The sequence below is a fragment of the Natronoglycomyces albus genome (assembly GCF_016925535.1).
In the GTDB taxonomy this organism is placed as follows: Bacteria; Actinomycetota; Actinomycetes; order Mycobacteriales; family Micromonosporaceae; genus Natronoglycomyces; species Natronoglycomyces albus.
Genome location: NZ_CP070496.1, coordinates 491,324 through 514,105, shown reverse-complemented (window position 1 = coordinate 514,105; position 22,782 = coordinate 491,324). Strand labels below are relative to the sequence as shown.

The window sequence follows — 22,782 nt, the reverse complement described above, 5'->3', positions numbered from 1 at the left end:
AACAACCAAAGTCCCGACCAGGTAAAACAGCGAACCAGCAGCAAACAAGGATCTCGGGGGATCTACTATGGACAATGAGCACGTTCGCGCGGAGCACACCGTCTCAGAGCATGAACACGGCGAAAACTGCGGCCACGAAAAGATCGTGCACAACGACCACGTCGACTATCTGCACGGGGACCACCAGCACCATTTGCACGGCGACCACTACGACGAACACGCCCACCTCGCCGACGCAACCAGCCGCTAATTGCGGCACCGCCCAGCGCGCATAAAAAGAATGCGCCCACGCGGCGCCGCTAGCTACACTCCTCCTGTGCGTCGAGGGACGCACAGGAGGTAGAACCATGTTTTTCACCGACCCTGACCGCGAAGTCCCCCCTGGCCTCGCCACAGATACCTTCCGCCTGCGGCCCATCACCGCCGCCGACGCCGAGATGGACCACGCGGCCGTCATGGAAAGCCGCGACTACCTACGCTTGTGGGAACAGTCGAGTTGGCCCGAAGACGACTTCACCGTCGAAGCCAACCGTGCAGACCTGGAGAATCTAGAGCAGCGCCACAGCGAACGTCTAGCCTTCACTTACACCGTGCTCAACCCGGCCGAAACGGAATGCCTCGGCTGCGTCTACCTCTTTGCCACCGCATCGCCGATGTACACCCGCAGCACAATCACCCCGGTCGCAGATGAACAGTGGGATGACTACCAGGCAACGGTCTACTTCTGGGTCCGCAAGTCCCAGCTGGCAACGGAGACCGACCGCGCCCTCTTGGAAACTCTGCGCGGCTGGCTGGCGAAGGAATGGGGTCTGCGCGGCTTCCTCGTCATCACCAACGAACAGTTCACGCAGCAAGTCGACCTGATCGAAGAAACCGACCTGCAATTGCGCTTCCGTTTTGAGGAGCCCGACAAGCCAGGCCCCTACCTGGCCTACGCTTAAGCGACTCCCCGGCCCTCCAGGCCGGGGAGCAAAACTCGAAGCCGCTTGCGCGAAAGTGCGCGTTCAAGGCCGCAGGGGGCGAAGTTTACGCTCCTAAACGAGCTAACACCGCAAGTGCCATATGCATAAGCCTCGAAGTCGAACCGGCCCGGACAACTCGCGGCCCCCACACCGTTAAGTTCCCAAACACCTTGTCGGATTCAAGCATCTCTTGCGCGCGGAGCTTGAGGTCCTCAACGCGCTCGTTAAAGGCGAAGATATCGACCTCGGCCCCATGCTCGGCAAAGTAGGCCAGCGAGACCTCTTCGAATACGGCTCGAAAACGGTCGTTGACGTTCTCGCGTTTAGCGCAATCGCCATCGGCCACAGCCAGTTCTTTTTGCAGGTCCTCGAATTGGGCCAAAGAATCGCGCGCGTAGTCCACGATCTGCCAGGTCCAGTCGTCCATTCCATCGAAGGCGTAACCGAATTCGCGCATACACGAAGCCCAGTCGGCCTCTGCGGCAATGTAATCGGCATGGTCGCTCAGGCTCGAACCCAGCCACGGCGCGGCGGCACTGCGGTCGCGATGGTACGAAGCCAGTTCGTCGCCGAACAGCTCGGCCGAGACCGTGCCCTTACAACCGTCGGTGTACGCCACGACGTACGCCTCCCTGTCCTCGTCCAGGTAGATGATGTCGCGACCTGGCAGGTCGGCCTCGGCTGTCGCTTCGGGATCAGCGTAGAACGCCTCGACAAAGTCAGAACCGTACATGACGGCGAGGGCTTCACGGTCGGGCTCAGTCGGCTCGGCGGACCCATCCCGGTCGATAAAGTTCTCCCAGATCTCAGGGTGCTGCGCCCGATAGCCGTGTGCTTCGGCTTCCTCCACGGTGATGCGCGGCGCGGCGACTCCCATGAGCGACTCAATCGACGTGTCGGCCCCCGCGACGAATCCAATGTCAAGAGAGTGGTCAGCCGCGACGCCATGGGCTTGGGCGCAATTGGCCTCCAACCGTTGGATCAGCATCGCCAGCTCGTTGGAGCCCTCCACGTTCTGCACCCAGGCCCGCTGAACATCCTCAGCACTGTAGTCACGACCAGATTCACCACCACACCCGGCGGCCACGGCCAGCATCGCGACAAGACTTAGAGCAATCCCAGATCGTCGCACTAACGCACCACCTGTCAATAGCAAGTTTGGGCCCGACAAGCGCGGGAAGCAACGCCAACCAAGCTCGACCATCGCGCCCAGGCTTGTGCAAAAGGCACTGTCGGCGTTCTCACCGGCTCGTTTACCGGCGGTACGCGCCGCAGTGTTCAGTATCGGCGGTACGCGCCACTGTGCTTAATATCGGCGATAAGCGCCGAATTGCCTATCTCCGGCGTCGCCCAGACCTGGGACGATAAAGGCATCGTCGTTGAGGCCGTCGTCAATGGAGGCGGTCGTGATCGTCAAGGGCAGGCCCGAATTGCGTAGGCGTTCGATCGCCGGAGGTGCGGCCAGCGCGCACACCACCGAGATGTTGTCACAACCGCGCGCGGCGATCATTTCGCAGCAGCGCACGAGCGAGCCGCCGGTGGCGACCATGGGGTCTAGCACGATGACATGTCGCCCGGCCAGGTCGGCCGGTAGCGACTCCATGTAGACGCGCGGTTCGTGGGTGGCTTCGTCGCGGGCGAGCCCGACGAACCCCATGGTGGCTTCCGGCAGCAGGTTGTGGGCCGATTCGGCCATTCCTAGGCCCGCTCGCAGCACCGGGACCAGTAGCGGCGGGTTGGCCAGCGTGTATCCGCTGGTAGAGGTGACGGGAGTGCGAATGTCGTATGCGGACAGTTCGATGTCGCGGGTCGCTTCGTAGACCAACAGCGACGTCAGTTCGTGCAGGGCGGACCGAAAGTTCGCTGAGTCGGTGGTTTCGTCACGCATCGCGGTGAGGCGGGTAGCTACCAAGGGGTGTTCCACTATTCGTACATCCACGTCCACCACTGTACGACGTGGTCGCCGTCATGTGGCAGCCGATTGGATCATCCATCGGTGGCCAGCTGCCGCTATAGGGACGCGCCGCAGTGGGTGGAGGTGAGGGGCGGTGCTCATTGACACTGGAGGCGCCGCGTGTCTCAATGGGGATGGTCTCGCCGGTGGTGCTGCCGTTCGCGGAGCCAACCGGGTTGCGAGGTGCGTGCTTGCCGGTCAGTTTCGGGTCACAGGCATGGGCAACGTCATAAGCTGTCACATAAGAACCACTTTGCGTGAGGGAATAGACTTAGGATCATGGGATCAATTTTGAGCGCCCACGACGCTGTCCGCCAGGTGCGCTCGCTTCCCGGGGTTGACGCCGTCGGCCTCGAAGAACGCGCGTCCGACCTGGCCAAACGATCAATCAAAACCACTAGCAAAGCTGCGGCCATTGACCTGGCCATCAGCATGGTCGACCTGACCACCTTGGAAGGGGCCGACACCCCTGGCAAGGTCGCATCGCTATGCGCGAAGGCCCGCCGACCCGACCCGACACAGGCCGACGTGCCACCGGTAGCCGCCGTCTGCGTCTATCCGTCGATGGTCCCCCACGCGGTGGCGAACTTGAAGGGAACCGGCATCAACATCGCCTCCGTGGCGACGGCCTTCCCCTCGGGCCAAGCGCCGCTACAGGTCAAACTCGATGACACCGCCGCCGCCGTGGCCGCTGGAGCCACCGAAATCGACATGGTCATCGACCGGGGCGCTTTCCTCTCGGGCAACCTGGAGAAAGTCTTCGACGAGATCGTGGCCGTCAAAGGCGCCTGTGGAGACGCCCACCTGAAAGTCATCCTGGAAACGGGCGAGCTGGCCACCTACGACAACGTGCGCAAAGCCAGCCACCTGGCGATGCTGGCCGGAGCCGACTTCATCAAGACCTCCACCGGCAAGATCTCCCCCGCCGCAACCATGCCCGTCACGCTGCTGATGCTGCAAGCCGTGCGCGACTTTCGCGCCGAGACCGGCACCCAGATCGGCGTCAAACCCGCCGGGGGCATCCGCAACACCAAGGACGCCATTCGCTACCTGGTCATGGTCAACGAAACCCTCGGCGAGGACTGGCTGAGCCCCAACTGGTTCCGCTTCGGCGCGTCCAGCCTGCTCAACGACCTCTTGATGCAGCGGTTGAAACTCGCCCACGGCCACTACAGTGGCCCCAACTATGTGACGGTGGACTAATGTTCGAATACTCTCCCGCACCCGAGTCGCGCTCGATTGTCAATCTGCGCCAATCCTATGGGCTGTTCATCGACGGGAAATTTGTCGACCCGGTCGAGGGCAACTCCTTCAAGACGATCTCACCGTCCTCCGAAGAGGTCCTGACCGAAGTCGCCGACGCGACCGACGCCGACGTGACCGCAGCCGTCGCGGCCGCCCGCAAGGCATATAACAAGGTATGGGGGCCCATGCCCGCGCTCCAGCGCGGCAAGTACCTCTACCGCATCGCCCGCATCATTCAGGAACGGGCCCGTGAGCTGGCCGTGGCCGAGTCGCTGGACAACGGCAAACCGATCAAGGAAACCCGCGACGTCGACATTCCCTTGGCGGCGCAACACTTCTTCTACTACGCCGGATGGGCCGACAAGCTCGAATACGCCATCGGGAACGCCGCCGGGCAGGGCGCGCCGAAGCCGTTGGGCGTGGCCGGGCAGGTCATCCCATGGAACTTCCCGTTGCTCATGCTCGCCTGGAAGATCGCCCCCGCACTGGCAACCGGCAACACCGTGGTGCTCAAGCCCGCCGAGACCACGCCGATCACCGCGCTGCTGTTCGCCGAGATCTGCCAAGAGGCCGACCTGCCACCAGGCGTGGTCAACATCCTCACCGGCGGACCGCAAGCCGGACGTGCCGTGGTCGAAGCCGCTGTCGACAAGGTCGCCTTCACCGGCTCTACCGCCGTGGGCCGCGCCATCGCGAAATCCGTGGCCGGAACCAAGAAGAAGGTCACCCTCGAACTGGGCGGCAAGGCCGCCAACATCGTCTTTGACGACGCGGCGCTAGACCAAGCCGTCGAAGGCATCGTCAACGGGATCTTCTTCAACCAGGGCCACGTGTGTTGCGCTGGTTCACGACTCCTGGTGCAAGAAAGCGTCGCCGAGGAAGTCCTCGAACGCCTCAAAGCCCGCATGCGGCTGTTGCGGGTGGGCGACCCGCTGGACAAGAACACCGACCTGGGTGCCATCAACTCCGCCGAGCAGCTGGAACGCATCAGGGAACTGACCTCGGCCGGGGAGGCCGAAGGCGCGCAGCGCTGGCAGGTCGACTGCCCGGTACCGGACAACGGATTCTGGTTCAAGCCAACCGTCTTCACCGGCGTGCAGCAGGCGATGCGCATCGCCCGGGAGGAAATCTTTGGCCCGGTCTTGAGCGTGCTGACCTTCCGCACGCCCGAGGAGGCCATCCTCAAGGCCAACAACACGCCCTATGGCCTCTCGGCCGGGGTCTGGACGGAGAAGGGCTCCAAGATCCTCTGGGCCGCCGAAGCGCTCAACGCGGGCGTGGTGTGGGCCAACACGTTCAACAAACTTGACGCCACCAGCCCCTTCGGGGGCTTGAAGGAATCCGGCTACGGACGCGAAGGCGGCCGTCACGGCCTGGAAGGATACCTCGATGTCTGATCGTCTCCAGGTACGCAAGACCTACAAGCTGTACATGGGCGGCAAGTTTCCCCGCTCCGAGTCGGGAAGGACCTACCTAGTGACCTCCCCCAAGGGCATGCCGTTGGCCAACGCCTCATGGGCCTCACGTAAAGACGTGCGTGACGCGGTCGCCGCCGCTCGCAAAGCTCAACCGGGCTGGGCGAATGCCAACGCCTACCTGCGCGGGCAGATCCTCTACCGCATCGCCGAAATGCTGGAGGGTCGCCGCGAGCAGTTTGCCGATGAGGTAGCCGCCGCGACCGGCTGGAGTAAGAAGAACGCGGCGGCGTCGGTCGAGGCCGCCGTGGACCGGCTGGTGCACTACGCGGGCTGGACCGACAAGGTCACGCAGGTATTCGGCGGAGCCAACCCGGTGAACGGCTCGTTCTTCAACCACACCACCGCCGGACCCACCGGCGTGGTCGGCATTATCGCGCCCCAGGATGACCCGCTGCTTGGCCTGGTCAGCGTGGTGGCACCCGCCATCGCCACCGGCAACACGGTCGTGGTGGTGTCCAGTTATGAGCGACCACTGCCAGCGATGAGTTTCGGCGAGGTCCTGGCTACCTCGGACGTGCCCGGCGCAGTGGTGAACCTGCTCAGCGGAAAGGCCTCCGAGCTGGCCCCGTGGCTAGCCAGCCACGGTGACGTCAACGCGGTGGACCTCACCGGAGTTGAGGACAAGGACGTGCTCAAGGCAGCCGAAGAGGCCGCCGCCGACACTCTCAAGCGCGTCGTGCGGCCAGGCAAGGAAGATTTTGCCGCCGCCCCAGGTACCCATCGCCTGCGCGCGTTCATCGAATACAAGACGGTCTGGCACCCGGCCGGGACTTAGACATCTCGGCGCTAGACAATCACTGCCTAGGCAACACGCATTAATATGGGGATAGGAGCATAGCTCCTATCCCCATATTGTTTTCCACATGCGCGTTCACCAACACTCTTGTGGTGCGAATGCAATCGGCAACCCACTCCCACACTCTTAGCCATATAGGTTGAATTCCGTTGGGCGGAAGGAAGATTCATGACTTCAGTTGATCCTGAGCAGTTGCATGAGGCTGCCAAGGAATTGCGTGGACTCATCGGTAACGCCAGTTCGGTCGCCGAAACGGCAGCTGCGCACGACATGTCTTGGGACATCTGGGGGCTTCCCGGAATTTTCTTTGCCAAGAGCTATGGCGACTCCAGCGACGAATTCAAGCAATACCTGGCGCAGGGTGCGGACGGCCTCAACAACCAGGCATCGAAGTTGGACGGTGCGGCGAATGGCTGGGAAGAAGCCGACCTAGAGATCAGTCGAGCATTTGACGATCTGCTATCCGATGGCTTCGAGACGCAAGGCCGATGGGATCGGTTCGGCCAAACGACCGGCGACTCCGGCGCTGGCTCCTTCTTCAACACCCCTTCGGCCGGCATCATCAGTAATGCCATGAACGTCGTGAGCTCCGTCGACTCAGTGCGCAGCGCGAACAGTCCCACCGAAGCAGCCAGCGACATCGCCTCGGCACTCGCCGGAGTCCATGCCTTCGCCAGCGGCGCGGCCACGTTTATCATGGACCCGATCAAGTACCTCGTCGGCGCTGGGCTCGACTTCCTCATCACCCTCATTCAGCCGTTGAACGACATTCTGGGTGCGGTCACTGGCAACCCTGGCAAAATGCAGGACGAAATCGACAAGTGGGACCGTGTCCGCACCGGTTTGGAGCCGATCAGCAACGGCGTCATCGACTCCTGGGACCAGCACCTCACTGACTGGGAAGGTGCCGACGGCGAGGCCGCTTTCGACTCGACGTGCAAGTTCTCCGAGGCCATCATCGGGCTCGGAAGCATCACCTACGATCTCCAAGGCATTCTGCAAGCCGCCCAGGCCATGGCCGATGCCATTCGCGGTGTCATTTACGACATCATCGGTGGCTGGGTCTCCAAGAACATCGCCAAATGGATCATTGCCCTGGCTTTGGCCGCCTTCACGATGGGCGGTTCGACCGCAACCGCAATGGTGTTCAGTAAGATCACCGCCGTCGTGGCATTCCTCCAGGGGCTCCAAAGAAAAATGGAGGCGATCAAAGTCTTCAAAGCCTTCGCCGACATTGTCGGAAAGATCAACAAGATCATGGGCCCGATGGGTGAATACATCATTCAGTGGCAGATCAACTCAGTGGGAGCAGTCGCCACCGGATTGACGCATGAGGGAACGCCTCGCAATCAACTCGACGAGGGCCTGGCGTACGAATAGCCACAATATGGAAGCGGCCGCCTACAACGTACGCCACCTCCCTATGCGAGGCGCGGTCCCTGGCGGGATAGCTCGGGTCACCGCCACCGTCGACACCGCGCACAAATGGAGCGCCAACGCGCTCTCGGACTGTCCTTCTAGCGTGGACCCATATCACCAGTAGCCCGAAGGATCAAACTGTGAAAGTACAGAAATCTGGCACTAACGAGTCCAGGGTTCCCGCGACCGCCGTCGAAGGTTCCTCCTGGGACATCGAGACTCGCAGCTTCTCCTTTGACGATCCGCTCCCAAAGCCGTGGAGCGTCGAGCCGACCTCCACTCACGGGACGCTGACCGTCGAGACCTTCGGGCCCAACAACATCGACCACTACGACACCGGCCAGAAGCACTCCCGTATCCCCGTCGTTCTCGTCGACGGGCAACCTGTTTCATCGGGCTTTGGGACCGTGCGCGTAGCACTGCCCGAGGGCCGTTACATGGTGAGCGTGCAGGCCCAAGGGCTCGACCGTTCGTCTGTAGCCGTTCCGGTAACAATCCGCGCCAACGGCAAGCGAGAACTGCGCTACGCGACTCCGCACGACTTCCGTTATGGCGTCGGCCTGAATTCGGATGTCCAGGTCGCCATTGGCAAGCTCGGCCGACCGGGAGTTCACGCCACCAGCACCACCAGCAACGTCCCTTGGGCCATCGGCGGGGCACTTTTGGGTTACATCGGCGCCCTCGTCTCGCTGTTTCCTCTGTGGTATTTCGCGCTCTACCTGCAACGTGGCGCAGTGGTGGATTTCGAACGAGACGTCTACATTCCCGCATCTCCTGTCGCCATTCTCTTTGTCATCGCCGGGATTGTCTTGGCGCTGCGGTGGAAACGCAAGCGAGAGGACAAGAGGGACGCCGTCTCCGAAGAAGCGCGCTTCTTCCGGCACGTCCGCTGGCCCCGTCTAGACCATCCCGCCATCGGCAAAATCGTAGCCCTCGGCACCGAACTGGACCTCCCCCAGCCCAGCGCTGGCCGTGCAGGCATCGTCCTGGACCTCAACCTAGGCAAGCGGGAAACGCAGCTTGGCGGATTCAATGCCCCACGCGAGAACTACCGCCCTTGGCGTATCGCCGCCCCGGCTCCCATCGTCACCCTCGACGGCACTGAACTTCCGCGCGGCTGGGGCCGCTGGTTCTTTGAGGTCGAGCCGGGCTCCTATTCGTTGCGGGTCGACGTGCCCGATCACCAAGGCCGCCCGTCTCATCACTCGGGAGTTCCCGTCGTCGCCGACGCAAATCTCCCGTGTGCGGCTGGGCAGACCATCACCCTCTTGGCCACGGTCGACAACTTCTACACGTGGGGCAAGGATGACTTGACCGGCTACGAGGCCACCATCGATCTACAGCAGGCGTAGTTGAACAACACAAGCCGGAAATGTCGACCATGTCCCGCTTCGGAACCGCTGCTGCCTCACTGGAAAACGGTGCGACTTCCGAGGCAGGCAACAGTGCCTACTGGCACGTTTGGGCAAGCAGGGATGGCTTAGGCTGGAGCCTGGCCTAGACGGCTGCGTTAACACAGCTTGATCCCCACTTCGCGGAGTTTGTGGGTTGAGGCGAGGCACAGCCTCCAGTGAGTTCAGCTTCCGTCATGGCCGACCTTGAGCACTCAGTGACAGTCTTTGGAGACGGAGAGCAACATCGTGGGACGTCATCAGGACAAGTCCAAGACCGACGACACGTCAGCCTCGGACAGCCTCGACCTCGCCCTCAGTGGCACCAGAAGCAAGGAGGCCGACCGCTTCTGGGAGCAAGTCGGTGTCGACCCGATCGTGATCCACTTGGGCAAGAACTCCGGGCTGACCTTGCGCGCTTACAAGGCCTACGAGCCTGAGGACCTAGACGAGGAACTCGACGAGGACACCGACGACGACGCCGAGCCAGCCAAGGGACAAGCGAAGAACAAGCGGGGCAAAAAGTCCGATGAGGACGATCGCCCCGACATCGAGAATCCGGAGGACGTGGACAATTTCGTCGAGCCGGATATTTCCGACTTCGTCGACGAGGACACCGACGACGACACCGAGGAGACCACTCCCAAGGCGGAACGCCTTGACGTGGACGAGGTCCCGGTCTTCTTGTCCAAGAACGGCAAGGTCCTTCTCTTCGACACCCGCGAAGCACTCGTGAAGTACGTGAAGTCGCAGGCCAAGCATGATCTCACCCAAATTGAGACGTTTGCCAAGCTCAAGAAGGGCCTAAAGGCCGAATACGTCGTATGTGATGAAGCAGACAACTTCGAGCTCGACCTGGTCGTCACTAATTTGCGCGGCGGTCACGACGCCTGGGAGCCCGAATTGCTCATCAGCGCCGGGGAGATCGCCCGCGACCTAGGGCAGGCACTCGATCTACGCTCCGTGACAGAACCGCTGGCTGAGGGCTCCCCACTCGACGACATCGACGAATCGCTTCGGACTATTGTGGACGGTGGCTTCCGCTCCTTCTTCGCAAAACGGAAGCTGCGCCGAGTCTCCACCGAACAGGCGGCCATCGCCTGGCGAGGAATCATCGGCAAAATTTCCGAGGCCGTCCACTGGCGAAAAGACTCACAATAAGCGACGATCGATAACAACGGCATTACGAGTGTGTTCGCGCCAGGCTAGCCACTAGCGCGCCTAGCAGGATCTACCACTCCCGGTGGCCAGGCACTCACGGTCACCGTCGACAATCCAACACCCTCGAACCGATGCCCGTTGCTTACGTAAAGGAGAAAGACGCGTGCAGGTTTTCTGCGGCATCGTCAGCACAACGAACGCGGCGTCTTCAGACGCCGATGAGTGTGCGGTGGCCCTTGTGGGCCCCACCGGAACCCTCTTGGTCTCCGCCACCGTCACCGACGACCCGCGCGGCTGGGTACACCTAAGCCAGATTCTGGCCCGTCATGCCGACTCCGACCCGGTAGTCATGGGCACGGTCAGCCGCCACGCAGAGTTCCTCACGCAGCTGGCCACGGCGTCGGGCTATTTGGTGGCCGCCGCCGATGAACGCAAGACCGCCGAGGCCCGTGACGCCCTCGACGGGGCGATTAGCATCGCCCGCGGCCTCGCCAGCGGAGCGCTTCCCGCAGTGACCTGTATTGCCGTCACGCCCGAGATCGCGGCCCTGCGCCCCATCCTCGATTCGATCCAAGTGGTCACCAAGGCTCGCCAGTCTTCGGCCGAAGCCCTCACATGCCTTTTGCGGGCGGTGTTCCCGGCGGTACTGGCCGCGTGGGATGACCCGGCCGAGCCCAATGCCGTGGCGATCCTGACTCGGCTTCCGCAACCCGGAGCCCTGCAAGAGATCTCAACGGAGGACTTGGCGGCCGATTTGGCGACCGTGGCCGAACCGGGCCACGTCGCCGCCATGGTGTCGGCCCTGACCGCCGCCATCGAACAACTTGGCGGAGGCGACGACCCCGCAGTCGCTCCCGCTGTCTCGGCCACCGCCGAGGCGGTCGCGGCCTGGGATCGGTCATTGGACGGCCTGATGTCGCTCCTGACGGCCCGGCGGCCTCGTAGCCAAGGTGGAGGCAGGGGCAATCGGGTCCCGCGCCCCCGTCGCGCCTCTCAGATCGACATCGAATCCGCTGAGACGATCCAGCACCCGGGTAGCCGCCCCGAGGCCGCCTGGGACTTCCCGGCCGAATCCGCCTCCGGCGAGGATGGCCCCAGTACGATGGCGCTGCGCAAGCCCTCTCGGGACTTGCCCGACCCCAGCCAGATCCGCCGTCTGACCGCGCCCGCCTCCGCGCACGAGACCGGCTCTTTGCAGCAACAGCACTCGGGTTCGCACCCGACAGTGTCGAAGCGCTCCGAACACACCCAATCGCATGCGGCCGAACCCGGTCAGACTGGTTCCCGGCGGGCTCGCAACGCTGGTGACACCGGATCTCGACGCGCCCAGAGTGACCGGGCCTCCGATACCGAAGCCCTACCGGCCTCTGGCCCACGTTCGCCCGAGCAGCGTCCCGCTGGAAAGGGCCATGCCGCGAAGTCCCGCTTGGCCAGTGAATTCGCCGCGCACCAGAATGCCGCCTCGGGCGCGGCCCCGCGCGGGCAGCGCCACGAAGGCGAACAGTCACAGTCCCGTGTAGACAATCTTCCGCCCATCGAGGAGATCACCGGCGGCGACGACGGCCTCTTGATCTTCGGTCAGACCAAGAGCGCCTGGTTCAAACGCCCCGGCAGCGAAAACGAGCGCGACGACTGGTCATTCGCCGCCGACGAAGGCTGGAAGACAGCGCAGGCGGTCACCGAAGCTCCCGAACAGGCCGACACGACCAACTCGGGCTTGCCGCGCCGTAAGCCCCAGGCCAATCTGGTCCCCGGTTCCATGCTCACCAGTGACAAGCGTTTCGATGAACCGATCAACCGCGACGCGGAACTGTTGGCGCAGAACACCTCTGGATATTTCAAGGGCTGGGGCCGCGCTCGCGGTTCTCACAAGCGGTCGCGCCGCCACAATAGGATGGCCGTATGACCACGAACAACCTAGGCGTCTATGAGCGCTCGCTGTCCATGCTCCTGGCCTCGTTGGTCGCCCGCACTCCCGGGCTGTCGCACGCGGTGTTGGTCAGTGTCGACGGTCTGCCCTTGGCCGTGTCGACCGGCCTGCCCGAAGAGAGGGCCCAGCAACTGGCCGGGATCGGTTCCGGGTTGCTGTCCATGGGCGAGGGCGCGGGCCGCGCCATGCAGAACGGACCAGCTCAGCAAGTCGTGGTCGAAATGGCCGAAGGCGTGCTGATGGCGGCCCCGGTGGGCCAAGAAATCTGCCTCACCTTGCTAGCGGTGACGCAATGCGACCGCGAACAGCTGGGCTATGAGGTCGGCCAGTTCACTATGCAGGTGGGCCCGTTGTTGCAAGAGGCGCTCGGTTCGACCGGGACCCTGCCACGAGTGGTGGGCTAGTGGCCCCATAGCGGCCTTTGGCACGGCCCAGAATCCGCACGATCCGACACTCCACAATCAATGTAGATAATAAGAGAGCCGGTCCCGACCTAGGTCGGGACCGGCTCTCTTTATCGCTGTGTGGCATCACACCCGATGCGATGGCGAGCGATGGGGCCTAGCTCGCCGCGGGTCTGGTTTGCCTTAGACGCCCACCGTGCGCGTCTTGCGCATGGTGAGTACGTATTCCACCAGGTTGATCAGTACGCCCTTGGTCGACTCACGGTCGCGCGCGTCGGTGTACATGATCGGAACGTCGCTCGAAATCTGCAAGGCGTCACGGATGTCGCCCAGCTCATGGAGCTGCTTGCCATCGAAGCAGTTCACCGCGACCACGTATGGCAGCTTGCGGTGTTCGAAGAAGTCCACCACCGAGAAGCAGTCAGCCAAGCGGCGGGTGTCGACCAGCACTACGGCACCGATGGCACCGCGCACTAGCTCGTCCCACATGAACCAGAAACGGGTCTGGCCCGGCGTACCGAACAGGTACAGGATCAAATCTTTGTCGATCGATATACGGCCGAAGTCCATCGCCACGGTGGTGGTGGCTTTGGTCGGCACCATCGAGTTATTGTCCACGCCCTCTGACGCCGAGGTCATGATCGCCTCGGTGGTCAAGGGCGTAATTTCTGACACCGAGCCCACCAGGGTCGTCTTTCCGACCCCGAAGCCGCCGGCCACAACAATTTTGGCCGAGGTGACACGTGAGTTACCAGGCACATTTACCACGCTTTACAGCCTCCGAAGTCCACTTAGTACGCGCTCAAGCAGTTCGGTGCCCACGCCTTCGTCCGATCCGCCGCTCTCATCGGAGAACCCAGTGGGTTCATGAACGGCGAGCAGACCATCAGCGGCCATATCGGCCACCAATACGCGGGCCACCCCCAACGGGACTTCCATCCTTGCCGCAATTTCGGCGAGGGACTGCAACCGGCCCCCGCACAGATCTGCAATGGTCTGCTGTTGGCGTCCACCCATAAAGTGCCCACTGCGCCCCCGCGCTGTGGTTTCCACCAAAGCCTCAAGGGCGATCTCTAGCTGGGGACGTGTGCGCCCACGCGTAACCGCGTAGGGACGGACCAGCGATCCGCTAGGTTCTCCACCACCGAGGACCATTCTCAACCTCCAACCGCTCTCACACGAGCGAACCTGTTCGTCCACTCATGAGCGCAGTTCGTATTGCGTCTTAAGAAGATTTTGCCAGTTGACTAATTGCGTCTGACGGACACGAAGTCCGCCAAGGGGGTGTGTACTTTCTTGCGCTCAGACTGGGGTGCCCTGGCGAGTCTCATACACGCGGTTGGAACTTTACCGTGAATTTGAGTCATACGCCATAGGTCATCCAGTCTTCCTTTTCCGCTAGCCTTTCGGCTAGTCAACCGCCACATTCACAGCCAGTGATCTTGCCGATCACCACGTGATGTGACGCCAAAAAATCGTCACGTTCAAGGTTCGGGCCCCTAGCCGCGCGCCTCCGGGGTCAACGCCTCGCCGACGCGGTCAACCAGTAGCGCCATCTCGTAGCCCACCTGTCCCACGTCGCAGTTCTTCGAGGCCAGCACCGCAAACGAGGAACCGTCAGAGATCGACATCAGGAACAAGAACCCGTTGTCCATCTCCACGACCGTTTGCAATACCGATCCACCCTCAAAGCAACGGGAGGCCCCCTGTGTCAAGCTCACCAGCCCCGACGTGACCGCCGATAGCTGGTCTGCCCGGTCACGGGGAAGATCGCGAGAGGAGGCCAGCAGCAAACCATCTGCCGACACCGCCACCGCGTGGGCAACCCCCGGGACACGCTCGGCAAAGCCAGCCAACAGCCAGCCGAGGTCTTGAACAGTTGTTCCGCCAGTGCTCATTTCCGCTCCTTGCTAGGCCATCCTGGTTTCGGTTGACACTGTCGCTGGGTATTCCACTTGTCCCTACGCACTGCCGGAACCACCTCGACCACGTTGCACTCCCCGGTGGTATGCCGACAGCAGCCCCCGCACCCCTTCTGGGTTGCGTTTGCGAGACTGGAGGGTCTCCTGCTGCTGCTGAACACCGCCGGGAACAAGCTTCTCGCCCGGGCGCCGTTTGGGCAATCCGGTTGCGGTCTGTTCCTCCGGCTCGGCCGAGAGAGCACTCTCGGCTTGCTGCCAACCGTCGTCGGCAGCTGTACGCCACGCGTAACCGGTCTCCGAAGCGGAGCCATTGTTACCCGCGCTGGACAGTCGCCTACGACCAAGATCTTCATCCACGGGCTGGGATGAATCCGTCGTGGGTTCATGAGAGGCAACCGAACTCAACTCATCGGCTGAGGAGCTGCGACGCGACGGCTCGGGGGTCGACGCGGCAGCGCTCGATCGCATCTCTTCCGAAGCGTCCGGACGCGAAGCCGAACTCGGAGGCCCGGAGGCCGCCGAACGGTTCGGCTGCGGTCGTACCGCTTCGGGGAATGCCGACGAGGAATAGGGCTCGTTCGGGTAGTCCGTCACGGGTCCAGCATCCTCCTCTGCTACCGGCCGGGGGGCAGGCGTCGCCGCCTTGAACCAAGCGGACTCGGCTTCCCGGAAGATCGGCAGCTCCATTGTTTCGTCCACTGCCGAGACCCGGTCCGGCGAGGCCGGAGTCGGGGTCGCCGTGGACTTGTCGCCATCGGCAGCCGGCCAGGCCGGAGGCGGCTCAGGCGCCGGTGCTGCGTCAAGTTCGATCTTGGGCAGGGCCACGTGCTGCGAGGAGACAATCTCCCCGGTCACTTCCATGACCTTGCCATTCTTGCGGTCCTCGTCGGTGTAACCGCCTGGCTTGAACATGAGCGGCTCGGCACTGGCCGGCAGCTCCTTCGAACCGTAGCGGTCGGAACCGTATCCGCGGCCATCCTCATAGCCGCGAGGCTGTGGTTCCAGACCTCTGGGCTGTGGTTCGGCGCGCGGGGCCGGGATCGACGGGGAATTCATGGGCGGGCTCACCGGCGCGCTCGGCTGCGTGTCGAACAGCCCCGAGGGGTTGTCCGGCGCGGCCGGAAGCGCCTCGTGTGTACCGGTGTGTTGCAAACCGGTATTGGCGGCTCCGCCTTCGGCGTGGCGGCCTGGCAGCGGCGGCTCGACCAGCATCGAGTCGGGCAGGTGAACCTCGGCGACCGTGCCGCGCGGGTTTCCGCGCATCAGCTCGACGGTGACGCCGTGGCGCTGGGCCAGACGGGCGACCACTGTCAGCCCCATCATGCGAGAGGACGCCAAGTCGATGCCCTCGTCGGTGGCTTCCCGCATCTGCTGGTTGAGCTCTTCGAGCTGGGCCTGGGAGATACCGATGCCCTGGTCAATTACCTGGATGGTGATGCCGCGAGTGGTCTCGCGCGCTTCGACCAGCACGGGAATCTCCGGCGGCGAGAAGGAGGTCGAGTTGTCCATCAGCTCGGCGACAAGGTGAACCATGTCGTTGACGGCCGCGGGCTTGGCCATGCGGTGCGTCTGCACCTGACCGAAGTCAATGCGGGTGTACTGCTCGACCTCAGATTGGGCGGCTTGCAGGATATCGGAGATCTGCGCCGGGTGGCGTTCCTGGCGGGTGGAGTCGGCTCCGGCCAACACCAGGAGGTTTTCGTCGTTGCGGCGCATTCGGGTCGCCAAGTGGTCGAGCTTGAAGAGCTCGGCGAGGCGGTCCGGGTTGTCCTCGTCGCGTTCCAGCTGGTCCAAGTGCCCGATGAGTCGGTCGACCAGGCCCTGAGAACGACGGGCCAGGTTGATGAACATCTGCGAAACGCTGGCTCGCAGACCGGCCTGTTCGGCGGCGACACGGATAGCTTCTTTGTGGACGATGTTGAAGGAGTGCGCCACGTTGCCGATCTCGTCGCGCTGGTTGATCTTCAGCGGGTCGCCCGCTTCGTCGACCACCTGTTGCGGCGTCTTGTTGCCGATCGACTCGGAGTCCCTCATCTGGGCCACCGCCTGTGGCAACTTCACGTGCGCCACTTCCAAGGCGCCCTCACGTAGTCGGCGCAGACCGCCGGCCATGTTACGAGCGATCGCCAGCGCTACCAGCGAGGCGATGACGAACGCGGCCAGAATCAAGATGGTTTCCAGCAACAGCTGGAAGATCTGGGCGTCACGGTTGGCCCGCGCTTCTTCGAGGACCTGCTCTTCGAGGTCGGAAATGAACACACGGCTCATTTCCAGAATGGCGTTATAGGACTCGATGACCTCGATGTCGACGTCAAGGCCCTGGCCAGGCCCGGCCGCGGAGGCGAGAGTTTCGAAGCGGCTGGCTGGCTGTGCCTCGACCGAGGCGAAACCACCCGGGGAGTAGAAGAGCTTCTCTTCTTCCTCCATGGACAGGATTCGCTTCAGGTCGTCAACGGCCTGTTTGCGGTTTTCACCGTAGCCGATGAACGACGACCAGCGGGCGTGGTTACGGAACGCCTGGCCATCACCGATGTTAATCGCGGTCGCTCGCTGCTCTTCGAGCTGTTCGACGGTCTTGGTCGTCAGCGCGATGACCTGCAACTTACGGGCGATTTCGGGGTCGGTCACGATACGGGAGGAGATTTCGGCGATTTCCACAAGCCGCTCGACCGCGTTTTGGTAGGTGCGCGCGATGGAGTGCACCGAAACGCTTTCGGGGTCTTCCTCGGCGTCTGCCCGGGCGACGTCGATGAGCTCCATGGTGCCGCCAAGTTGCAGCACCGGGCTCACTAGCTCCTCGCCCAGTTCGGGCAGGTTGTCAGCGCCACGGGCGAGCGCGGCGAGGCGCTCGTCGACATGCGTGGCGGCGGCGGAGACGTTGGAGAACTCGTAGATGTCCTCTTCGGCTCCGGCGACATTGCCGTCGCCGCGCAGGTACATAACCATGGCGGCGCGCTCAGTCTGCAAGTAGTAACGCATTTCCGAAGCCACGGTGTTGAACTCAACCAGTGTCGCCATGTCGTCGGACTCGAAGGCCCGGTTGGACAGGTCGGCAACACGAAGCCCTGCCACACCGACCAAGACGATCAGGGGCACCATCAAGATCAAGCCCAGCTTGGACCTGATCCGAATGTCGGAGATCCGGGGCAGGCCGAACGGACCGCGTGAAGCAGTTGAGGCGGCTCGCTTTGAGCTGCTCGTGCTCACCTTCTCAGCCTCCTGGGGTGGGTGTCTCATTGGGCGCGAGGGACAAGTTTTCTAGTTTTCCGATGCAACTATCCACCGCGACAGGCCACATTGCAACCCACGAGTGGGGCGCAAGTGCTGAAAGTGACCAGAATGCTTGGCTGACAGTCTAGGAATGAGTGACCGTTTTGCCCATATCGCGAACTGGCTAACGCTCGTTGTGTACTCAAAGCCTGGAAACAATGTGCGCCGGGTGAGGTTCTCCTCCGACGCGAGTGCGCTTTTTCATCCCACTGACTTATGTCGATTGTCAACTTTGCCTGTCATTGCATGTTCAGTTACCGCGGGGCAGTCGCTAGGGCGCTGTTGTGGTTCAACAGTGTTGAGCCGCTGCCTGCCTACCATGTTCAGTTGGAGATGCCGGGCCGCCAGTTCTGTTCTTTCGGTGCCGTCCTCGCACGACTCCACAACAGCGGTGTCAGCACGAAAGACGTCACGCCCTCCTGGCTGAGGTCGGAACCCTGAGTGCCGTGTTCCTTCCACTCGGCCTGGCAACTGAGGTTCGGTGCTCCAGGACCGATGGCCGTGCGCGAAGCGCGGACACCGATGCGATGCGCCGTGGGTGGAGCCACCGGTCACGGTGGCGGTCATGACACCGCGCGGCAAGGACATTGCACTGGACACACGCGACGCGGTCTCCCGCAGACACCTGGGTGCCATCGCACATGCTCACCTGTTCTGTGGGCTGGCGCGCATCGAACAGGCTGGGAACCGAACCCAGCAGATTCCATCATGACGCCGGTGGGCCCAAAAAACCAGGCCCAGCTATGTCACCAATTAATAACCATAAAAGCCATATTTCCGGAATGCTTATTGGTACATAACGGATGTTTCACCCAAGTAGATACTCAGTACCCATCCGAACGGTCAGCGTGTTTAAACCAGAAGAACCGTATCCACAATCTGTTCGCAGGACCGCGCCAGAATGATCGCTATCTATTCATTATCCGTCACGAACAGCTATTACTACCAAGTGTTATAGGGCCATGACCCATCAACTGGGTTAAGTCGGCCTCCCCTTCCCTTTGGCGAACGAAACTACTAAGGTCTGATTAGGTACGTTCGGATATCCGCGGGTAACCGAACGGACAGGTGATCACAAACAAATCCGACGAGGTCGGGCATATCGGCGAAACGTGTAGGCAGAGTTCACAACAACGCGAAGGCGTACGCGAAGGCGCGGATGCAAAGCCAAACGGCGAAGTCTACGTCGGTAGACGAACCGAACGGTACGAAGCAGCTGCCTTTTGCTTAAACCTCTCGCTCGCGCATGGCCCCTGGGCACACTCATCAACCGCGTTCAAGGTTTCCCCAAAAGGAATATCCAAACGAACAAAGAGAATGGGCAGCACTGGGCACCATCACCACTGGCGCTTGTGGTGAAACCCGGCGTTACACACCTCCATCGCCGAACGCCTTCGCCACCGGCGCACAGCCAGCGCCGCCGAGCCCGCTCCTCATGCCATGAAAGCGAGGACCCCACCACTTTCATCACTGCCACAGCCCCACCCTCGGGCTGAGACAGTCGCATTCACACACGTCATTGATTTCCTCCGCGCCCCGACGCAAGCGGATTGAACGTGTCAGTTCGACTTCGCAGCAGTCGAACCCCTCTTTATTGCGGCCCCGCACACCACATTGATGTGCGTGTCAGCCAAGACCAGTTCCCCATAGCACTCACGAGGGAACCACCTTGCGCGCTCACCGGACCACGTCGCGTCCACCCGCACGTGCAGAGCCACGCTGCGCGGCCGCAACCTGGAGGGCCCAGCAAATTTTGCAACTCGCACTCACTGTGCGACACGAGGCGCCTACGTTGCAGCAAACTCGCAATAAGGAACCTCCGCGCACACAACAGCGAGGAGCGGCCCGACAACAAACAGGCCGGGAATAAGACAGTGGCCATACGGCCACCAAGGACAAGCATCGACGCCGTAAAAGCGACGGGCTCGTCCGGCTGGGACACGCACAACGACACTGCGCAAGGCGCGGGCCCCACCACAAGCCCACCGCATCCGACAACGCATCACCGGCGCAGGTCCACATCGCGGACGGAGGAAGACCCGCCACCTGTGAAGGTGGCATCACTTCATCTCTCGGCTCGCTCGCCCCGCCGATACGGCACACCCAGCGCCCCGGCGGCGGCCCCTACGAAGGACTTAGAGACTCATGACTCAACTGCTGACCCTCAACCCCGGGCTGGAATTGCTCAGCTCGGGAACCCTCGAACACAACCACTTCACCTTCGGGTGGATCACCCCCGCCATGGGCTTTTCCTTCGCGCTGGCCGGCTCATACCTGGGCTTGAAGAGCATGGCTAACGCTCGCGGAGCCATTTCCCTGGCAGCGCGGCTGCGATGGATCGCGCTGGCCGCGCTCGCGATTGGCGGAGTGGGCATCTGGATGATGCACTTCATCGCCATGATCGGTTTCACCGTCCCCGGCGAAGCCCTCGCCTACGACGTGCCATTGACCGCGCTGAGTTTCTTGCTCGGCGTGGGCGCGGTCGCCTTGGGGCTGTTCTTGACCGGGACGGGCCGCCCTTCGATATTCAAGCTGATGCTGGCGGGTCCAGTGACCGGTGCGGGCGTGCTCGGAATGCACTACATGGGCATGGCCGCGATCTCCTCGACGGGCAATTTGACCTACAACAGCGTGCTGGTGGGTGCGTCGGTCGCGATCGCCCTCGTGGCGGCGACCGCCGCGCTCGCATTCGCCACCTGGGTAGATGCCAAGGGCGCGATGGCGATCGCGGCGCTGGTGATGGCCGTGGCCGTGTGTGGCATGCACTTCACCGGCATGGCCGCCATTACGGTCACCGGCCCGCCCCAACACGCGGTCGAAGGCATGGATCCGCTCGTCTTGATGATCCCAATTTTGGTCCTGGCGACGATCTCCATCGTTAGCATGATTTTCGGTGTTCTCACCGTCGCTACGGGTACCGAACCGTCAAACGACGATCACGGTCCCATAGCGGACGAATCACCCTCTGAGATTAATTACAATGAGCAGGCAACCAAGAGCAGCCTTTTCGCGTCGACACAATGATGCGAATGGCCTTGGGCGGCAACAGATAACGACTCGGTATGCCCCTGCGGGGCGTCTCCTCTCCGAGTCACAGCGCCGTATCGATGTACGCAGGCTCCCCTTTCCAGGCGGCCCAGGCAGCACTTTGCCTCACGTCGGTTTCCCGCTACCAGCGCCGCGAAACCGGCCCCGACAACGAGACTCATGCGAACGTGCGGCTTCCAAGCCGCAAGAAGCGGAGTTTACACAGGTAAACCAGCTAACGGAATGCCGTAAATGCCTATTACGCAAGGGCTCGTTTCGCGCTTGGCCGCAACGAGAATGGTGGAATTTCAGTGAGGCTTATGCAAAAGGGCCGAGGACGACCTTCAAGCACAACATTCCACTCCGCAGTAGGCAAGAAACCTGACACCAGCGCTAGGCCTCGACGAACGTCACGTGATCACTTCGCGCTATGCGGAAGCCACCCGGCAAGCGCCGCTCGACCTGGGGAGAAGACTTTACACATGGAACATTTGGCACACGTATCTCACTTCACCTATGGCTGGGTCAACCCAGTCATGGGGCTCGGATTCGCCTTTGCGGGTTCAGTCATCGCTCTCATTTGCATGAGCATGGCCCGCCGCCAGCGCCGTAATCGCCTCCGCACCAAATGGATCGCCTTCGCGTCCATGGCGCTGGGCGGTACCGGTATTTGGATGATGCACTTCGCGGCGATGATCGGTTTCAACGTCACTGTCTCCGACGTCGCCTACGACCCTTTGATCACGGCGGTGAGTCTGGTCGTGTCCATCGGTTCGGTGGCGTTTGGGCTTTTCGTGGTCGGTTACGGGAAACAGTCGCTGCTGAAGGTCCTCATTGGGGGTCCGTTGGCGGGCCTCGGGGTGGTCTTCATGCACTATTCGGGCATGGCCGCGGTGAACATCTCCGGCACGATCACTCACGACAGCACTTACTTTTGGGCCTCGGTGGCCATTGCCGTGGTCGCCGCGACCGTAGCGTTGGGTTTCGGAACGTGGTTGGACAACCGTTACGCCCAGATTGGCGCGGCAGCTCTGATGGCGGTGGCTATTTCGAGCATGCATTACACGGGTATGGCGGGCATCCAAGTCACGTTGCACAACGACGGACGCAATCCGGTCAGTGGAATCCATCCGATTATGTTGATCCTGCCGATCATGGTGGTGGCGACTCTGGTCATCATCGCTTTGCTCTTCGGGCTCATGCAACGGGGCCAGGATTCCCACAAGCCGTTGTCGTGGAGCGAAGAGCCCACCCGGCGGCAGTCGGATCTGGAGGACGAAACCGCTGACGGCACCACCCCACCCCACCGCCGTCCCTCGCCTGGTCCGACTGCGTCCCGCCAGGTGCACAACGAGGCTGAAGCCGCGCAGCCAGCGCGGCCGTCGCATCAGGCTTCGCACACGCAGTGGGACACCCAGGCGATGGACCCGGTTGAGATTCCGGGGAACCCGACGGCAGCCGATGGTGCGACTCAACCACAACGGCCCATGCAGATCTATGCCCAGCAACGGCGCATCGAGCAAGCCCAGCAGCGCCAAGGCACGCCCGCGCCCAATACTCCCGAGTCCGCGCCTCACCAGCAGCCGCAACCCGAGGATGGTGTGTGGGCACCAAGCTATGACGACCCTTCGTCACGGCGCTCAAGCTCGCGTAAAAAGCGCAACGACCCGGAGGATGACGACACGTTTCACTTCCTGAAGTCGATTTCACAGCAACACCCGACCGTGTCGCACGCACGCCAAGACGAGATTCCCAACCCGTCGCGTTACTCCCCGACTTCCTCCGGGCAGTAACGCGCCACGGTAGCCGCGACGGCGGCGCGA

At 62.4% G+C, this 22,782-nt stretch carries 18 protein-coding genes; 12 read left to right on the top strand and 6 right to left on the bottom strand.

Features of this window, described 5'->3' with window-relative positions; translation table 11 throughout:
* Positions 1–67: 67 nt before the first annotated feature.
* Both JQS30_RS02140 and JQS30_RS02135 read left to right on the top strand, forming a co-directional pair.
* Entirely contained in the window at positions 68–250 is a 183-nt protein-coding gene (locus JQS30_RS02140) for a hypothetical protein (protein WP_213171763.1), read from the top strand.
* A gap of 97 nt (positions 251–347) precedes the next feature.
* Positions 348–941, top strand: coding sequence for a GNAT family N-acetyltransferase (locus tag JQS30_RS02135; RefSeq protein WP_213171762.1), 594 nt, complete (start codon positions 348–350; stop codon positions 939–941).
* 85 nt (positions 942–1,026) lie between these two features.
* Here the strand turns inward: JQS30_RS02135 and JQS30_RS02130 are convergent, their stop codons facing one another.
* Positions 1,027–2,094: a hypothetical protein gene (locus JQS30_RS02130; RefSeq protein WP_213171761.1), complete on the bottom strand. Its 1,068-nt coding sequence runs from the start codon at positions 2,092–2,094 to the stop codon at positions 1,027–1,029.
* A gap of 174 nt (positions 2,095–2,268) precedes the next feature.
* Positions 2,269–2,901 carry a uracil phosphoribosyltransferase gene (upp, locus tag JQS30_RS02125; protein WP_213171760.1) on the bottom strand — a complete coding sequence of 211 codons (633 nt, stop codon included), beginning with the start codon at positions 2,899–2,901 and terminating at the stop codon, positions 2,269–2,271.
* 294 nt (positions 2,902–3,195) lie between these two features.
* Here upp and deoC point away from each other — a divergent pair, with 294 nt between their 5' ends.
* From deoC to JQS30_RS02085, 8 genes are all read left to right on the top strand, one after another.
* A complete protein-coding gene (deoC, locus tag JQS30_RS02120; RefSeq protein ID WP_213171759.1) occupies positions 3,196–4,119 on the top strand; it encodes a deoxyribose-phosphate aldolase in 924 nt (307 codons plus the stop codon).
* The gene (locus tag JQS30_RS02115; protein WP_213171758.1) at positions 4,119–5,558 is read left to right on the top strand and encodes an aldehyde dehydrogenase family protein; all 1,440 of its coding nucleotides are present in this window, start codon (positions 4,119–4,121) and stop codon (positions 5,556–5,558) included. Before deoC ends, JQS30_RS02115 begins: the two co-directional genes overlap by 1 nt.
* A complete protein-coding gene (locus JQS30_RS02110) occupies positions 5,551–6,414 on the top strand; it encodes an aldehyde dehydrogenase family protein (RefSeq protein ID WP_213171757.1) in 864 nt (287 codons plus the stop codon). Before JQS30_RS02115 ends, JQS30_RS02110 begins: the two co-directional genes overlap by 8 nt.
* Positions 6,415–6,603: 189 nt before the next feature.
* Positions 6,604–7,815: a hypothetical protein gene (locus JQS30_RS02105; RefSeq protein WP_213171756.1), complete on the top strand. Its 1,212-nt coding sequence runs from the start codon at positions 6,604–6,606 to the stop codon at positions 7,813–7,815.
* Positions 7,816–7,994: 179 nt separating this feature from the next.
* Positions 7,995–9,206 (top strand): hypothetical protein, encoded by a 1,212-nt coding sequence (locus JQS30_RS02100; RefSeq protein WP_213171755.1) that lies wholly within the window; start codon positions 7,995–7,997, stop codon positions 9,204–9,206.
* 288 nt (positions 9,207–9,494) lie between these two features.
* A complete protein-coding gene (locus JQS30_RS02095) occupies positions 9,495–10,406 on the top strand; it encodes a hypothetical protein (protein WP_213171754.1) in 912 nt (303 codons plus the stop codon).
* A gap of 163 nt (positions 10,407–10,569) precedes the next feature.
* A complete protein-coding gene (locus tag JQS30_RS02090) occupies positions 10,570–12,312 on the top strand; it encodes a hypothetical protein (protein ID WP_213171753.1) in 1,743 nt (580 codons plus the stop codon).
* A complete protein-coding gene (locus tag JQS30_RS02085; RefSeq protein ID WP_213171752.1) occupies positions 12,309–12,740 on the top strand; it encodes a roadblock/LC7 domain-containing protein in 432 nt (143 codons plus the stop codon). The genes JQS30_RS02090 and JQS30_RS02085 overlap by 4 nt, the downstream gene beginning before the upstream one ends.
* A 183-nt stretch (positions 12,741–12,923) precedes the next feature.
* On the opposite strand, the gene JQS30_RS02080 is transcribed toward JQS30_RS02085, so the two are convergent.
* The 4 genes from JQS30_RS02080 to JQS30_RS02065 form a co-directional block, all read right to left on the bottom strand.
* A complete protein-coding gene (locus JQS30_RS02080) occupies positions 12,924–13,508 on the bottom strand; it encodes a GTP-binding protein (protein ID WP_213171751.1) in 585 nt (194 codons plus the stop codon).
* A gap of 3 nt (positions 13,509–13,511) precedes the next feature.
* Entirely contained in the window at positions 13,512–13,895 is a 384-nt protein-coding gene (locus JQS30_RS02075; RefSeq protein ID WP_213171750.1) for a DUF742 domain-containing protein, read from the bottom strand.
* A 344-nt stretch (positions 13,896–14,239) separates the two neighbouring features.
* Positions 14,240–14,638 carry a roadblock/LC7 domain-containing protein gene (locus tag JQS30_RS02070; RefSeq protein WP_213171749.1) on the bottom strand — a complete coding sequence of 133 codons (399 nt, stop codon included), beginning with the start codon at positions 14,636–14,638 and terminating at the stop codon, positions 14,240–14,242.
* 63 nt (positions 14,639–14,701) lie between these two features.
* Positions 14,702–17,869, bottom strand: a complete 3,168-nt coding sequence (locus JQS30_RS02065) for a sensor histidine kinase (protein WP_213171748.1) — start codon at positions 17,867–17,869, stop codon at positions 14,702–14,704.
* Between the two features lie 2,208 nt (positions 17,870–20,077).
* Here JQS30_RS02065 and JQS30_RS02060 point away from each other — a divergent pair.
* Positions 20,078–20,956: an MHYT domain-containing protein gene (locus JQS30_RS02060; protein WP_213171747.1), complete on the top strand. Its 879-nt coding sequence runs from the start codon at positions 20,078–20,080 to the stop codon at positions 20,954–20,956.
* A gap of 485 nt (positions 20,957–21,441) precedes the next feature.
* Positions 21,442–22,752: an MHYT domain-containing protein gene (locus tag JQS30_RS02055; protein ID WP_213171746.1), complete on the top strand. Its 1,311-nt coding sequence runs from the start codon at positions 21,442–21,444 to the stop codon at positions 22,750–22,752.
* Positions 22,753–22,782 lie beyond the last annotated feature (30 nt).